This is a genomic window from Micropruina sp. (assembly GCF_047602385.1).
Lineage (GTDB): Bacteria > Actinomycetota > Actinomycetes > Propionibacteriales > Propionibacteriaceae > Micropruina.
The window spans coordinates 370876-385788 of the sequence record NZ_JASGHL010000002.1; the positions used below are offsets into that span (position 1 = coordinate 370876).

Annotated in this window: 15 protein-coding genes; 5 read left to right on the plus strand and 10 right to left on the minus strand. The window is 70.0% G+C overall.

Annotation, left to right across the window (positions count from 1 at the left end):
• The first annotated feature begins 42 nt into the window (after positions 1 to 42).
• Both QM711_RS06665 and QM711_RS06670 read left to right on the plus strand, forming a co-directional pair.
• Positions 43 to 951, plus strand: a complete 909-nt coding sequence (locus tag QM711_RS06665) for a helix-turn-helix domain-containing protein (RefSeq protein WP_415097541.1) — start codon at positions 43 to 45, stop codon at positions 949 to 951.
• 3 nt (positions 952 to 954) lie between these two features.
• Positions 955 to 1488 carry a dihydrofolate reductase family protein gene (locus QM711_RS06670; RefSeq protein WP_415097543.1) on the plus strand — a complete coding sequence of 178 codons (534 nt, stop codon included), beginning with the start codon at positions 955 to 957 and terminating at the stop codon, positions 1486 to 1488.
• A gap of 164 nt (positions 1489 to 1652) precedes the next feature.
• On the opposite strand, the gene QM711_RS06675 is transcribed toward QM711_RS06670, so the two are convergent.
• Positions 1653 to 3350 carry a DUF2207 family protein gene (locus QM711_RS06675; protein WP_415097545.1) on the minus strand — a complete coding sequence of 566 codons (1698 nt, stop codon included), beginning with the start codon at positions 3348 to 3350 and terminating at the stop codon, positions 1653 to 1655.
• A gap of 147 nt (positions 3351 to 3497) precedes the next feature.
• Between QM711_RS06675 and QM711_RS06680 the strand changes: the two genes are divergently transcribed.
• The gene (locus tag QM711_RS06680) at positions 3498 to 4703 is read left to right on the plus strand and encodes a neutral zinc metallopeptidase (protein ID WP_415097547.1); all 1206 of its coding nucleotides are present in this window, start codon (positions 3498 to 3500) and stop codon (positions 4701 to 4703) included.
• 51 nt (positions 4704 to 4754) lie between these two features.
• On the opposite strand, the gene QM711_RS06685 is transcribed toward QM711_RS06680, so the two are convergent.
• The 7 genes from QM711_RS06685 to QM711_RS06715 form a co-directional block, all read right to left on the minus strand.
• Positions 4755 to 5453, minus strand: coding sequence for a GNAT family N-acetyltransferase (locus tag QM711_RS06685; protein WP_415097549.1), 699 nt, complete (start codon positions 5451 to 5453; stop codon positions 4755 to 4757).
• Positions 5450 to 5929 (minus strand): 2-C-methyl-D-erythritol 2,4-cyclodiphosphate synthase, encoded by a 480-nt coding sequence (gene ispF, locus QM711_RS06690; protein ID WP_415097551.1) that lies wholly within the window; start codon positions 5927 to 5929, stop codon positions 5450 to 5452. The genes QM711_RS06685 and ispF overlap by 4 nt, the downstream gene beginning before the upstream one ends.
• A complete protein-coding gene (gene ispD / locus QM711_RS06695) occupies positions 5926 to 6726 on the minus strand; it encodes a 2-C-methyl-D-erythritol 4-phosphate cytidylyltransferase (RefSeq protein ID WP_415097553.1) in 801 nt (266 codons plus the stop codon). Before ispD ends, ispF begins: the two co-directional genes overlap by 4 nt.
• 87 nt (positions 6727 to 6813) lie before the next feature.
• Entirely contained in the window at positions 6814 to 7299 is a 486-nt protein-coding gene (locus QM711_RS06700; RefSeq protein WP_415097555.1) for a CarD family transcriptional regulator, read from the minus strand.
• Positions 7300 to 7537: 238 nt separating this feature from the next.
• Entirely contained in the window at positions 7538 to 9613 is a 2076-nt protein-coding gene (locus QM711_RS06705; protein ID WP_415097557.1) for a fructose-specific PTS transporter subunit EIIC, read from the minus strand.
• A gap of 28 nt (positions 9614 to 9641) precedes the next feature.
• On the minus strand, positions 9642 to 10601 hold the full coding sequence (locus QM711_RS06710) for a 1-phosphofructokinase family hexose kinase (protein ID WP_415097559.1): 960 nt from the start codon (positions 10599 to 10601) through the stop codon (positions 9642 to 9644).
• On the minus strand, positions 10598 to 11368 hold the full coding sequence (locus QM711_RS06715) for a DeoR/GlpR family DNA-binding transcription regulator (RefSeq protein ID WP_415097561.1): 771 nt from the start codon (positions 11366 to 11368) through the stop codon (positions 10598 to 10600). Before QM711_RS06715 ends, QM711_RS06710 begins: the two co-directional genes overlap by 4 nt.
• 225 nt (positions 11369 to 11593) lie before the next feature.
• On the opposite strand from QM711_RS06715, the gene QM711_RS06720 reads away from it, so the two are divergent.
• Positions 11594 to 12088 (plus strand): hypothetical protein, encoded by a 495-nt coding sequence (locus QM711_RS06720; RefSeq protein ID WP_415097563.1) that lies wholly within the window; start codon positions 11594 to 11596, stop codon positions 12086 to 12088.
• A gap of 66 nt (positions 12089 to 12154) precedes the next feature.
• Here the strand turns inward: QM711_RS06720 and QM711_RS06725 are convergent, their stop codons facing one another.
• Both QM711_RS06725 and QM711_RS06730 read right to left on the minus strand, forming a co-directional pair.
• Positions 12155 to 12832: a response regulator gene (locus QM711_RS06725; RefSeq protein ID WP_415097565.1), complete on the minus strand. Its 678-nt coding sequence runs from the start codon at positions 12830 to 12832 to the stop codon at positions 12155 to 12157.
• On the minus strand, positions 12829 to 13977 hold the full coding sequence (locus QM711_RS06730; RefSeq protein ID WP_415097567.1) for a sensor histidine kinase: 1149 nt from the start codon (positions 13975 to 13977) through the stop codon (positions 12829 to 12831). The genes QM711_RS06725 and QM711_RS06730 overlap by 4 nt, the downstream gene beginning before the upstream one ends.
• 178 nt (positions 13978 to 14155) lie before the next feature.
• Between QM711_RS06730 and phoU the strand changes: the two genes are divergently transcribed.
• Positions 14156 to 14821, plus strand: coding sequence for a phosphate signaling complex protein PhoU (gene phoU, locus QM711_RS06735; protein ID WP_415097569.1), 666 nt, complete (start codon positions 14156 to 14158; stop codon positions 14819 to 14821).
• Positions 14822 to 14913: the final 92 nt, after the last annotated feature.

Here is a 14913-nt window from a genome sequence, read left to right on the forward strand (position 1 = left end):
ATCGGTCATGCCGGGTGAGCGGCGAACCCGCACACTGATCGGGTGACCACGATTCCTCGCGACCGGCTGCGCGAACTGCTCGACGCCGTTCTGGACGACGAGAACGACACGGTGGCCGAGATGGCCACGGATGCCTTCACCTCACCGTTCCACTTCGGCCGCCAAGTTGCCCTCGGCTCGGGCGAATCGCCGATGGCGATGCGTCGCCGGGTGATGCTCGAGCGAGCCGCCTGGCAGTTGCGCCAGGGCATGACGGTCACCGATGCAGCCTGGGCGGCCGGCTACGGATCAGTCGAAGGCTTCAGCCGGGCGTACTCCCGGGCGTTCGGCCATCCACCCAGCACCTCAGCCGGCCGGCACTGGCTGCCGGCTCCCAACGGCATCCATTTCCACCCGCCCACCTCACTGTGGGTCCGAGCAACGGAGCAGACGATGAATCCCCTGGTGTCCCAGTTGGTGGCGCACGATCTCGACGACACCGCGGCGCTGCTCGGCATCGCCGAGACGCTGCCCGAGGGGGTCTTGCGGGCTCCTCGGCAGAGCGGCGGGACGGTCACCGCCTGGGAAGGTCCCGAGGAGTCGATCTGCGCGGTTCTCGATCATCACGTCCACACCAAGGAGGTCTGGCTGGCCGCGATCGAGGGCGCGGACGACGTCCCACGGCATTCCGACGCCGATGTCGCTACTCTGCGCGTCCGGCACGAAGCGCTAGCCCCCCGCTGGCTCGGATTCATCCAGGATCTCGACGACCGCGGCGGCTGGGACGACCGGCTGATCGACGCGCTCTGCGATCCGCCGGAGAGTTTCGTGATGAGCAGCGTGGTGGCCCACGTGCTGACCTACGCCGCGCACCGGCGCCAGCTCGTCCGGGCGATGCTGGCCGAGGCGGGCGTCGAGGTGGACAGTGGTGACCCAATCCTGTGGTTCCGGGCGAGCCGCGGCGAGGAGTGAACGGTGAAGACGATCTACTACACGGCCACCACCCTGGACGGCTTCCTGGCCGACGAGCAGAACAACCTGGACTGGCTGCTGAAGCAGCCGTCCGAGCCCGATGATTCAGCCTTCGACTACGAGCGATTCATCGCCACGGTCGGCGTTCTGGTGATGGGTTCGACCACCTATCGCTGGGTGCTCGACCACGCCGACTGGCCCTACACCCTGCCCAGCTGGGTGCTGTCCTCACGGCCGCAGCCGTCGGTCGACGGCGCGGACATCCGGTTCGCCTCGGGGTCGGTGGCGGCGCTGCATCCCGAACTGGTGGCCGCCGCCGGCGGCAGGGACGTCTGGTTGGTCGGGGGCGGAGATCTCGCCGGTCAGTTCGCCGATGCCGGCCTGCTCGACGAGGTGATCGTCTCGATAGCGCCGGTGACCCTGGGCGCCGGACGTCCCCTGCTGCCGCGCCGTTACGACCTGGAACTGCTGGAGACCGGACGCAACGCCGGCTTCCTCTGCGCGCGCTATCGAGTGGGCCGTCCGCTCGCCCCCTGACACCCACCCCGTCACCTGCACCTCCTGCTCCCTCGATCCCGCAACCGTCGCCCGACAAGCCGAAAACCCTCCCTAACTACCTGTGCCCTCCCGCAGGTGGGAGGGCACAGGTAGTTAGGGAGGGCCTTGGGCAGGCAGGCAGGCAGCGCCGGGCCGCGGACGCGTCAGCGGGCGAACAGCTTGCCCTGGATGGTGGTGACCAGCCGGCTGAGCGAGGCGGGCAGATCGGACAGGTGCCAGTCGGCGGGACCGTGGTACCAGTCCAGGTCGGTGGAGTCGGCGTCCGGGTCCTCGTCGGCGTCCACCAGTGCCTTCAGCCAGCGCTCGGAGCCGCCGAGCACAACCGCGTACGGCAGCACCTCGGACAGTTCGGCGAGCTCGCGGCCCTTCGGCATCTGATCGGTCGGGTGGCCCAGCAGCTGGGCCCGCAGCAAGCCCAGCCCACCGAGCAGTGCGACGCCCTGGGACGTCCGGGCCGGCATCTCCTGACCCAGGAAGACCACCAGCAGCGAGACCGCGACCAGCGCCAGCCCGAGCAGCCCGAAGCTGGTGAACGCCGCGAGCACGACGGTGACGACCACGGCGGCCACGAACAGGCCGAATCCGATCCGGAACCACGAGTTGCGGGTCTGGTCGGGACGGCGGGCGAACCAGCCCAACGCCACCACATCGTCGTAAAGCTGGTCCTGCACGTCACCGATCACGGCACCGATCGCGGCCGGCAGTTCGGATACGGCCATCGGCTTGCCGTCGCTCGGCGCCACCGCGTCGAGCAGGGTGCTCTCGTACGGACGCAGTTCGTCGCCGCCGAGCCGCCGGGTGAACGTCCACTGCCCCTCGGCATAGGTCGACGACTTGGGTAGTTCCTCGATCCGCAGGTGCCCGCGGACGGCAAGGTCGAGCAGGGTGGCGGTGACGTCGACGGGATCCACCCGCTCGTCCACCAGCGTGCCGACCTGACCGGGACGAATGCCGTTGCGGACGCGGAACTCGGCCTCGCCGTCGCCGACCGGATGGAAGTCGGCGATCAACGTCGGGTCGCCGGCGGTGACCGCGTCGCGCCCGATCCGGCGGTGCAGCGCCCAGAAGGCGAGCCCGCCCAGCGCCAGCAGGGCCAGCGCGAGGCCCAGCGGCGCCGGCTCGGTCGAAAAGGCCCGGCCCAGGGTCCACAGGTCGCGCAGCTGGCCGTTGGCAGTGATCGCGCCGGCCGGGAATCGCATCACGGCCTCGACGATCTCGCCGGCCCCGCGAGGACCGTCGTTGAAGGTCGGGTTGGGGTGATCGTGGGTGCCGCCGCCCCAGAACGAGCACACGCCCGGCGAGGCGGGCGGACCCGCCTCGCACTGCACCGACTCGATCATGGTGGGCACCTGCACGGTCGCGGTGAACTCCTTGACCGGCAGGCTCAGGCCCTGCAGCAGGCGCCAGGCGACGGTGGTCTCACCGGTCGGCTCAGCGGTCGCCGCGCCGTGCACCACATAGGACAACACCACCGGCTCGGCGGCGCCCTGGGTGGGCAGGGTGACGGTGGTGTAGCGGCCGTCGTCGCTGACCGACGGGTTCAGCGCCTGACCGCCGACGGTGGCCTTCACCTCACTCACCCGGTAGACGTATTCACGGTCGCCGAGGATCTGGCGGGTGGTCGCGAATCGCTGCACCAGGCTGGCCGGCGCCGCACCGTCGAAGCTGATCGTCGCTTGCACGCTGAGGGTGCCGTCCGGGGCGAGCGAGCCCTCGACCGCGTAGCGGTCGACCAGATCGGCGGCGAACGCGCGCGGCGCGGCCGGTCCGAGCAGCACGGCGGCGAGGACGAGGGCGCCGGCGAGCAGCCGGGTCAATGGAGTGAGCGTCAGTCTCGACACGGTCGGTCCTTCGAAGATCGGGCGACAGGACAGCGCGGTGCGCGTCCCGAAAAGCTATCGCATCGCGGGCCGCGGGCCGTCCTCGGGTGACACAATTCCCAGCACTCTGGGGGGTGCCGGCAACACCCCGGCCGTTACAGTGTTCGCGTGACGCAGCCGTTTCCTCCGCGCCAGCAGCCCTACCCGCAGCAGTGGGGTCAGCCGCAGGGCTGGCCGGCCCAGCCGGCCCAGCCCGGCTGGAACCGTCCCCAGCCCGGTTTCGGGCAACCGTCCTGGCCGCAACAGCCCGGCTACCAACAGCCCGGCGGCTACCAACAGCCGGGCGGCTTCCAGCAGCCGGGTGGTTTCCAGCAGCCCGGACGGCCGCAGCCCTATCAGCAGCCCGGTGGGTTCCAGCCTGGCGGATTCCAGCCCGGACCGCCCCAGCGTGGCCGCAGCCCGCTCGGACGCGTCCTGGTGATGCTGGTCGTGCTGTGCGGCCTGCTGTTGGCCGGTGTCGTGGTGGCGAACATGCTCAACGGGACACCGGGCACCGGCCCCCGTCCGGCCGAGACCTACAATCCGCCGCCGCCGGACATGAACCCGCCCGATCTGCCGGTGCCGAAGACCTACTCGGAGGCGACCGAGTGGATGAAGAACAACCCGATCTACCAGCAGTCGATCACGATTCCGACCGACTGCAACAATATGCAGCCGGTGGACGCCCTGAACTCCTCCGAGGCCGAACTCAACGACCACCTGCAGAAGCTGACCGCCTGCCTGATGAAGGTGTGGCACGGTCCGGTGGAAGCCGCCGGCTTCGTGATGCCGCGTCCGCCCGCGACCGTCTACAGCCAACCCATCCAAACTGCCTGCGGCAAGCTTGAGAAGGTCAACGCGTCGTACTGCGGCGGCGATCAGCGGATCTACTACGCCAAGCCGCTGCCGACGATCTTTCCCAAGGATCTGCAGGGCCAGAAGTTCCTGATGGAGATGGTGCTCGGGCACGAGTTCGGACACGCCATCCAGGCCCGGACCGGGATCTCGATCTCGAGTTCGGCGTGGGAGCAGCGGGCGACGACGAAGGCGGAGGCGAACGTGTTCTCCCGACGGCTCGAGGTCCAGGCCGACTGCTTCGCCGGCATGTGGATCCACGCCGTCGGACCGTCGCAGGGCCTGAGCAGCAGCGACCTGGAGGGCCTGCGCACCATCGCCTACAACCTGGGCGACGATGTGCTCAGCGGCAAGCCCAACATCGACTCGGGTCACGGCCTGGGCAATACCCGCAAGCGCTGGTTCGACACCGGCCTGAGCGGCGGCCCGAACATCACCCAGTGCAACACCTATACGCCGCCGGCCTCCGAGGTGCGCTGAGCCGGCGGATCCCCGCTGGTTGAGCCGACCGGATCCGCGGTCGCCGACGGGTCAACCCGGGTGGTGGTGTACCGGGCGGCCCACCTCGGTGAAGCCGAGCCGCTGGTAGACGCCGCGGCCGGACGGCGTGGCGCACAGCGTGGCCGGGACGCCGGGGGCGATCGCGATCGCCGCCTCGGTCAGGGCACCGGCGATTCCGCGTCCGCGATGGGCCGGCATCACCGCGACCGCCCCGATGTTGTTCACCCGCGGGGTGGCCACCGACAGTGCGGTGCCGACGCCCTCGCCGTCCAGTTCGGCGATCAGCAGCGTCAGCCCGGCCAGCCGCTGGCTGCCCGGCGGATGCAGCTCGCCCGGACGCGCCGGCGGCCGATCGCCGGCCGCCAGAAAGGCGAGCGTCTCGAACCAGCCGACATCGTCATCGGTCTCGGCCGGCCGGATCACCAGGCCCGGCGCGGCCGGCGACGTCGCGCGGCCGGCCTCGTTCCGGATCATCCAGCAGCCCGCCGGCTCGGCCTGGTACCCGGACAGTCGCAGCCGGGCGAAGCTGTCGCAGACGATGCCGGGGACGTCGCTGGGCACGACTGCGTCGCCGGCCAGGGTGACGGCGCCCAGCAGGAACGGATGCGGGACGGCCCCGAAACCGCGGGCCAACCGGCCGTCCTGCACCCACCGGCCGCCCAGCGCCGCGTAGGCGACCGCGTGCCAGGCGGCCTCGCCGTGGGCGCAGAGCCCGACCGGGTCGGTCACGCCGGCACGATCAGGGCGGTCGCGATCGCCGCGACCCCCTCACCGCGTCCGGTCAGACCGAGGCCGTCGGTGGTCTTCCCGGCCACCGACACCGGGGCACCCAGCGCGGCCCCGAGCACCTGCTCTGCCTCCAGCCGGCGCGGCAGCAGCCGCGGCCGGTTGCCGATCACCTGGACGGCCGCGTTGCCGATCTGATAGCCGGCCGCTCGGACCAGGCCGGCCACCTCAGCGAGCAGCCGCAGCCCGGACGCCCCGGCCCACTCGGGCCGGTCGACACCCACATTGCTGCCCAGATCGCCCAACCCTGCCGCCGACAGCAGCGCGTCGCACAGCGCATGACAAGCCACGTCGCCGTCGGAATGACCGGCCAGCCCGCGCGGCTCGTCCGGATAGTGCAGCCCGGCCACCCACATCGGCACGCCGTCGGCCAGCGCATGGACGTCGCTGCCGATCCCGACCCGCGGCAGTCCGGTCACCGCGGGCTCCGGATCACCTCGGCATCGTCGCCGGCCGGCTTGACGAACCAGGCGAACGGACGGTGCCGCAGCACCCGGCGGAACGAGTGCCGGCCCAGCCCGGCCCGCAGCTTGAGGAACGCGTGGGCCAGGTCGAGGTCGGCGGCCGAGGTGATCTTCAGCGACGTCATCGCACCCTTGACCAGCGCCACCGGATGACCGGCCGCCTCGCACACCGACAGGTCGTCGGTGCATTCGATGCCCTGCTCGGCGGCGTGGTCGTGGCTGCTCTCCAACACGTCCAGATCGAAGCCCTGCGGCGTCTGGACGGCGCGCAACGACTCGCGGTCGACGATGGTCAGCCTCCCGTCCGGCCCCTCGGAGCGGATCGAGTCGGCCACCGGCACCGCCGGCGCGACGGCGACCGCACCTTCGCGGATGCTGCGGATCACCCGGGAGACCACGGTCGCCGGCACCAGCGGCCGGACGGCGTCGTGCACCAGCACCACCCGCGCGTCGGCCAGGTCGGCCCGCCCCCGGATAGCGGCGATCCCCCGCCGCACCGACGCCTGCCGGGTCTCGTCGCCCTCGACCAGGGTCACCGGAATGGGGGACGCGGCCAGTGCGGGCTGGAAGTGGTGTTCGCCGTTGCGCGGGATGACGACGATGGCGTGGGTGCAGCCACCGGCCGCCATCGCCTCGACCGACATCGCCACCACCGCCTTGCCGGCCAGCGTGGTAACGGGTTTGGGAACGGGGCCACCGAATCGGACGCCGCGTCCGGCTGCGACGATGACGGCTGGGACGGGCTCAGGCACAACCGGCAGTATAGGTCTGCGGACGCGGCCGCAGACACGCAAAACCGGCCGCCGCGAATGCGACGGCCGGTTGGGTTCGGTACTCGATCAGGAAGCCAGAACCTCGTCGAGCAGCACCTCGGCGCGATCCTCTTCGACCTTCTCGGCAAGTGCCAGCTCGGAGACCAGGATCTGCCGGGCCTTGGCGAGCATTCGCTTCTCGCCGGCCGACAGCCCGCGCTCGCGCTCGCGCCGCCACAGGTCGCGGACGACCTCGGCCACCTTCATCACGTTGCCGGAATGCAGCTTCTCGAGGTTCGCCTTGTATCGACGCGACCAGTTGGTTGGCTCTTCGGTGTGCGGCGCCCGCAGAACGGAGAACACCCGCTCGAGACCCGCCGCGTCCACAACATTGCGGACGCCGATCTCGTCGAGGTTCTGTGCCGGGACCCGAACCACCAGATCGTTCTGGCCGACGATGCGCAGCACGAGGTAGAGCTTGTCCTCGCCTTTGATCGTCCGGGTTTCAATGTCTTCGATGACGGCTGCCCCATGATTGGGGTAGACCACCGTCTCACCGACTTCAAAAGTCACTAGTAGACCCCTTTCCCAGACCTCCAGGGTAGCACAGAATCGTCCACTATTCGAAACGTTCGTCCTAGCCAGAGGCACTTTAGGGGGTTGACAAGGGCATTGACCCTGTGCAGCCGCAGGACTGAAACCTGCGAACTCCAGTCGTCAAAACGGCTCTGACAACACCAAATGCGATTTCCGCCGGGTAAACGGCACCGAGCCCGCCGACAGCACGTCGGCGGGCTCGGATGCACTCGGCTCAGGCGACCGCGACCGGCTTCGCCTTCCAGAACTGCTTCATCGCGATCACCGCGAGCGCCGCGACCACGACCCCCGCGATCAGGGCGATCAGGAAGCCGAACGCGTTGATCATCAGCGGGACGACCAGCAGGCCGCCGTGCGGTGCCCGCGAGCCCACCGCGAGCGCCATCGACAGCGCACCGGTGACGGCGCCGCCGGCCATCATCGACGGGATCACCCGCAGCGGATCGGCCGCGGCGAACGGGATGGCGCCCTCGGAGATGAAGGCCGCACCCAGCAGCCAGGCAGCGCGTCCGTTCTCGAGTTCGACCTCGGTGAACAGGGCCTTGCGGACGGTGGTGGCCAGCGCCAGCGCCAGCGGCGGCACCATGCCGGCACACATCACGGCCGCCATGATCTGGAACGACGATGTGGTCTGGGCCGCCAGGCCGGCGGTGGCGAACAGGTACGCCGCCTTGTTCACCGGACCACCCAGGTCGAAGCACATCATCAGGCCGAGCAGCAGGCCGAGCGCCGCGCCCGCTCCGCTGGCGGCCATGCCGTCCAGCCCGTTGGTCATCGCCTTGGTGACGTTGGCCAGCGGCGTGCCCAGGAACAGGTACATGATCAAACCGACCGCCGCTGTCACCAGCAGCGGGATGACCACCACCGGCATCAGGCCGGCCAGCCAGCGCGGCACGTTCCAGTTCGACATCCACAGCGCGATCACGCCGGCCAGCAGACCGGTGACCAGCGCGCCGAGGAAGCCGGCACCCAGCGAGCCGGCGATGACACCGCCGACGAAGCCCGGCGCGATGCCGGGACGGCCGGCGAGGCCGAAGGAGATGTAGCCGGACAGGGCGGGCAGCAGGAAGCCGAAGGCGGCGCCGCCGATGGCGAAGAACAGCGCACCGATGTAGTTGACGAAACCGGCATTCCAGCCCGCAGCCTGGATCAGGCTGCCGATGGACGCGCCCTTCGCGCCGGCCTCCTGCGCGGCCGCGCAGGCGGCCGGGTCGGCGAACAGCAACTCGGCACACTTGCGGGCGCCGTTGACCCCGGGCGCCAGTGCCACGTCGAAGCCGGCCATCGCGAAGCCGAGAGCGATCAGCAGACCACCTGCGGCGACGAACGGGATCATGTACGAGACGCCGGTCATCAGCGCCTGCTGGATGCGCTTGCCGACGCTCAGCTGGCTACCGCCTGCGCTGGCCGCGGCGGACGAGGCGTCGCCGCTGACCTTGCGCGCATTGGGATCCTTGGCGGCCGCGATGGCCTCCTCGATCATCTTGGCCGGCTCGTTGATGGCCCGCTTCACACCGGACTCGATCACCGGCAGCCCGGCGAATCGGTCCTTGTCCCGGACGCCGACATCGGTGGCGAAGATCGCCGCCGACGCGCCGGCGATGACCGCCGGGTCGAGCGGGGTGACCTTGCCCGAGCCCTGCGGCTCGACGTGCAGTTCCACCCCGGCAGCCTTGGCGGCCTGCTCGAGGGCGTCGGCGGACATGAAGGTGTGCGCGATGCCGGTCGGGCAGGCGGTGACCGCCACCAGCACGACCTTCTCGGCCGCACCGGACGCCGCGACCGGCGCCGCTGCGGTGCTCGCCGCCGCGGCCGGGGCCGCCGGAGCCGCCTCTTCCTCAGGATGGATGGCGGCGTTGACCAGCGCGACCACGTCCTCGGCGGTCTCCGCGTTGCGCAGGCCGTCGGTGAACTCCGAGCGCACCAGGTTGCGGGCCAGCAAAGCCAGCAGCTCGAGGTGCGCGTCGTCGGAGCCCTCGGCGGCGGCGATCATGAAGGCGATGTCGGCGGGGCCGTCGAAGGCCCCGAAGTCGATCGGCGGGGCGAGCCGGGCAAAGGCCAGGGAGTTGGTGCTGACGGCGGCGGAGCGGCAATGCGGGATCGCGATCCCGCCGCCCAGACCGGTGGCGGCCTTCGCCTCGCGGGCCAAGGCGTCGGCTTCCAGGCCGGCCGCGTCCGCTCGGCCCGCCTTGGCCACCAACTCGGCCAGATTGTGGATCACGTCGTGCTTGGTCGGGCCAAGATCGACGTCGAGCACAACCAGATCAGCAGTGATCAGGTCCTGCGACATTGAGGTGTCCTTTCGAGGTTCGGAACGTTCAGCCGAGATCGGTGATGACGACGTCGGCGGTATTGAGGTGCTCGGGCCTGGGCAGAGCGCTTCCGGCCATGGATGCCGCGGCGGAGCCGTACGCCACAGCGGTTCGAAGTCGTCCGGGGGCGGCTTCTCCCCCGCAGTCGGCCAGCACATAGCCGGCCACCGATGAGTCGCCCGCGCCGACGGTGCTGCGCGGGACGATGGGGGGCGGGCTGGCGTGCCAGGCGCCGTCGGCGGTCACCAGCACCGCGCCGGAGGCGCCAAGGGTGCCCATCACGGCGGTCACGCCGCGCTCGACCAGGCTGCGCGAGGCAGCCACCGCCGCGCTCGGGTCGCCCGCCTTCGCGGCCGACTCGAGTTCTTCGGCGTCCGCTCCGGTGAGTTGTGCGAGCTCGTCCGAGTTCGGCTTGAGCAGGTCGGGGGCGGCGTCGGGGAAGTTGTCGACCAGAGCCTGCAGCGGATCGTCGGAGGTGTCGACGGCGACCTTGACGCCGAGCGGCCGCAACCGCCGGACGAGGGTGGCGTAGAAGTCGGCCGGCACTCCGGGTGGCAGCGACCCTGACAGCACCACCCATTCGGCACCTTCGGCCTCGCTGACCACGAGGGCCGCCAGCGCCTCGATCTGCACGTCGGTCAGCCGCGGCCCCGGCTCGTTGAGTTTCGTGGTGGTGCCGTCGGGTTCGGTCAAGGTGAGGTTCATCCGCACTCCCTCGTCGACGCCGACCGTGCGGTACTCCACCCCAAGCTGATTCAGGGCCGCCAGGATCGGGTCCTGGTCCGGCGCCGGGAGTACGGCCCGGACCGCCTGGCCCGCGTAGTGGATGGCACGGGCGACGTTGACCCCTTTTCCACCTGGCTCTACGGTAACGCCACTCACTCGTTGCACCTGCCCGCGCGCCAACGGCGCGTCCAGGCTCGCGGTCCGATCAAGGCTCGGGTTCGCGGTGAGGGTGATGATCATGCGACGACGACCTCCAATCCTGCGTTGACTAGCTGTTGCCGATCAGCTTCCTGCAATCCCGAGTCCGTTACCAGCACTTCGACATCATTGATCGCGGCAAAACTGACCAACAGGGTCGCACCCACCTTGGACGAATCGGCCAGGACTACCCGGCGACGCGCCGCACGGACCATCGCCCGCTTCACCGCGGCCTCGTCGCTGTCCGGCGTGGAGAGACCGTGCGCAAGAGTCAGGCCGTTGGTTCCGAGGAAGACCACGTCACAGGACAGCCGGCCGAGCGCCTCCACGGTTTCGCCTCCGACGGTGGCCTGGGTGAGCCCTCGGACGCGTCCGCCGAGCAGATGAACCGCGCCGCTTTGCAGCTGTGCCAGATGTGACGAGATCGGCACCGAGTTGGTGACCACGGTGTGCTCGCGGCTGCCGCCCATCGCGGCCGCGAACCGCGCAGTGGTGGTGCCCGAATCGATCAGCACGGCCGAGCCGCCGCCGGTGGGCAGGAACCGCAGGGCGGCCTGGGCGATCCGGCCCTTCTGGGCCGAGAAGGCGGGCTCCCGATCGGCAACAGCGGTCTCGATCAACCGGACGTTCTCGGCGGGGACGGCGCCACCGTGCACCCGGCGCAGGACGCCCCGGCGGTCGAGCGCGTCCAGGTCGCGGCGAACGGTTTCGGTGGTGACCTCGAAGCGGCGAGCCAGTTCAGTGACGGCGACCCGGTCATATCGCAACGCGAGATTGACGATGGTGCGCTGTCGCTCTTCTGCGTACATGTGACTATGCCCTCGCATCTACGTTGATTTGCTTGTCATCGTATCGTTTTACCTTCTTTTGTCAACGGCTCCCTTCGGCACCCGGCGAAAACGACCTGTGAACGATTGGGTACGTGTGGGATCTGCGCCGGCGGCGCGTCCGATGGGAAGACCCGTCCGGGCACCCCCAAACCTCGGCGCAATTCGTTAGGCTGACCCCCAAACCGCCGACCACAAGGAGTTCAGATGGCCAGCTCTCTCCGGCGACTCTGCGTCAGCCTGTGCGTACCACTCGCGCTGGCGTTGACCGGGTGCGGCATGAACGCGCAGACGCTGCAGCCGTACACCCCCGCCGAGGGCGTCAACTCCACGACCGGACCGGTGATGGTGCGCAATCTGCTGGTGGTGGCCGATGCCAGCGGCAAGGGCGTGGTGAGCGCCTCGGTCATCACCTACGGCGACGACACCATGACCGCAGTCGCCGGCACTCCGCAGAAGTCCGACGGTACGGCCGGCAGCCCGCTGGTCGTCGCCTCGGCCGGCCTGCCGTTGACCCTGACCAGCAATCGTCTGGTGGTGCTCACCGACGCACCGGTGCGGCTGGCGGTCACCTCGCCCGACCTGAAGCCCGGGCTACTGGCCGAGGTGACCCTCACCTTCGCCAAAGCGGGCCCGGTCACGATGCTGGCCCCGGTGCTGTCGTCCACCGAGCCGGAATTCCAGCACATCACGGTCGGCTGAGGGCCCCTGGGCGACACCGGCACGGCACCGGTTCGACGCGTTCGCCAGGCCTGCCCCGAGTACGGCCTACGCCTCGAGTTTGTAGCCCAGCCCACGCACCGTGACCAGCAACGCCGGCTCGGCCGGGTCGGTCTCGATCTTCGCCCGCAGTCGCTTGACGTGGACGTCCAGGGTCTTGGTGTCGCCCACGTAGTCGGCGCCCCAGATCCGGTCGATCAACTGGCCGCGGGTCATCACCCGGCCGGCGTTGCGCAGCAGGATCTCCAGCAGCTCGAACTCCTTGAGCGCCAGCTTGGCGGGCACCCCCCGCACCCACACCTCGTGGCGCTCGACATCCATCCGGACACCGGCGACCTCGAGCACGTCGGGATCGAGCTCGATCTCTTGGCCGCGGCGCAGCACCGCCCGGATCCGGGCCACCAGCTCGCGATGGCTGAACGGCTTGGTGACATAGTCGTCCGCACCCAGCTCGAGGCCGACCACCTTGTCGATCTCGTCGTCGCGGGCGGTGACCATGATCACCGGCACCGAGCTACGGCTGCGCAGTCGCCGGCACACCTCGGTGCCGGGCAGCCCGGGCATCATCAGGTCGAGCAGCACGATGTCGGCCCCGCCGCGGTCGAACTCGGCCAACCCGATGGAGCCGTCAGCGGCCTCGACCACGTCGAAGCCCTCCTTGCGGAGCAGGTAGCCGAGGGTCTCGCGATAGGCGTCCTCGTCTTCGATCAACAGCACCCTGGTCATGCGGCGCTCCCTTCGGAGTGGATTTCTGGGTGGAGGGCCGGCAGCCGCAGGGTGAAGGTCGACCCCTGACCGAGGCGGCTCCAGAGGCTCACCGTGCCGCCGTGGGCTGCGGCGATGTGCTTCACGATCGACAGGCCCAAACCGGTGCCGCCATGCGCCCGGCTGCGGCCGTAGTCGACCCGGAAGAACCGTTCGAAGACCCGGGTCTGGTCTGCCTCGGAGATACCGATCCCGTTGTCGGAGACGCTCACTTCGGCCCAGTCGCCGGCGCCGTCATGGACGTCGCGGGTACCGATCACCACTCGGGCACCCGCCTCGGAGTAGGCGATCGCATTCTGCACCAGGTTGCGCAGCGCCGCCTCGATCTGATCCCGGTCGCCGCGCACGACAGCATTGTCGCAACGCTGGTGGGTGAGGGTGATCCGCGCGCTGCCGGCCTGCTCGCGGAACTGGTCGAGGACAGCCTCGACCACCTCGTCCAACTCGATCGGGACGGCGGCCAGCAGCGGGTCGCTCGACTGCAGGCGGGACAGCGCGATGATCTGTGAGATGAGCTCGTTGAGCCTGGCCGTCTCGGTGAACATCCGGCCGGCGAAGTGACGCACGGCGTCCGGATCGTCGGCCGCGTCCGCGATCGCCTCGGCCAGCAGCGAGATGGCCCCGATCGGCGTCTTCAGCTCGTGCGTCACGTTGGCCACGAAATCCCGCCGCGTCTCGTCGATCCGCAGCGCCTCAGAGCGGTCGTCGGCGACCAGCAGCACCAGCCCGTCGCCCAGCGGCGACACCCGGACGGCGAGCCGCCGGTTCGGCAGGCCGAGTCCGTTCGGCAGATCGACGTTGAGCACGCCGGGTTGGGTTTCCTGCCGGGCCTCACGCACCAGGTCGAGCACCTCGGGTGCCAGCCGGCTGCCGCGCACCACCCCGGCAGACGCGGCGCTCAGCGACTCGGCCAGGACCTCGTCGTGCGGCCCGATCACCGCCGCCGCACCCCGCAGGTGCTCGATGGTGGTGCGCAGTGCCGAGGAGACCAGCGGAGGCGGGGCGGGGATCGCTGCCTGCTGCCGAGTGCGCCGAATGACGAGGCCGAGCAAGGTGACGACGACGCCCACGCCGATTCCCAGTGCGCAGGCGACGAGGGGGCTCACAATTGCCGATCATAAGCGCACGCTCGCGGATCGCGTCGGAGAGCCGTCGAGCGCCCTCGGCAGAGTTCACCGACTGTTCACCCGGGCGTCGCCGGACCCACGGCTGGCGGCGTCCACCCGGCATAGGGTGGAGCCGGCCAGGCCCCGACGGCCGGGGCGAGGGTTGGGAAGAGGAGAGATGCGCGAGAGCTACCGCGAGGATCTGGACGGCTTGGTCAACGACCTGGTGGGGATGACCGACCGGGTGCGGACGGCCGTGCGGCTGAGCACCAAGGCCCTGCTGGAAGCCGATCTCACGATTGCCGAGCAGGTGATCAGCGACGACGTCATGCTGGACGCCCAGCACGACGACCTGGAGGCCCGGTGCTTCGTGCTGCTGGCCAGGCAGGCGCCGGTCGCCGGTGAACTGCGCACCATCGTGGCCGCGATGCGGATGGTGGCCGACCTGGCCCGGATGGGCGACCTGGCCTGTCACGTCGCCAAGATCGCCCGGCTGCGCTACCCGACGAAAGCCGTCCCCGAGGGCCTGGTGCCCAACTTCGAGTTGATGGCCAGGGTCGCCGAGGACATGGTCGCCACTGCCGGACGCGCGCTCAACCACCGCAACGCCCACGACGCGGCGAAGCTGGCCGATTCGGACGAGGAGATGGACGAGCTGCGCAAGAGCCAGTTCCGGATCCTGCTCGGCACCGAATGGCCGTACACGGTGGAGGCGGCGGTCGACGTCGCCCTGCTGGGCCGCTACTACGAACGCATCGCGGATCACGCGGTGATCATGGCGGGACGGGTGATCTACGTCGTCACCGGGAACCATCCCGAGGGCGAGAACTGGACCTACGCCTGAGCCCTCTCTTTGCTCTGGCTCGCTCGGGCTGAGTGTCCGCGTTGGGTCGCGGGTGGGTAAGGGACCCTGCTTGCGACGGTCGCTTCGTCCGC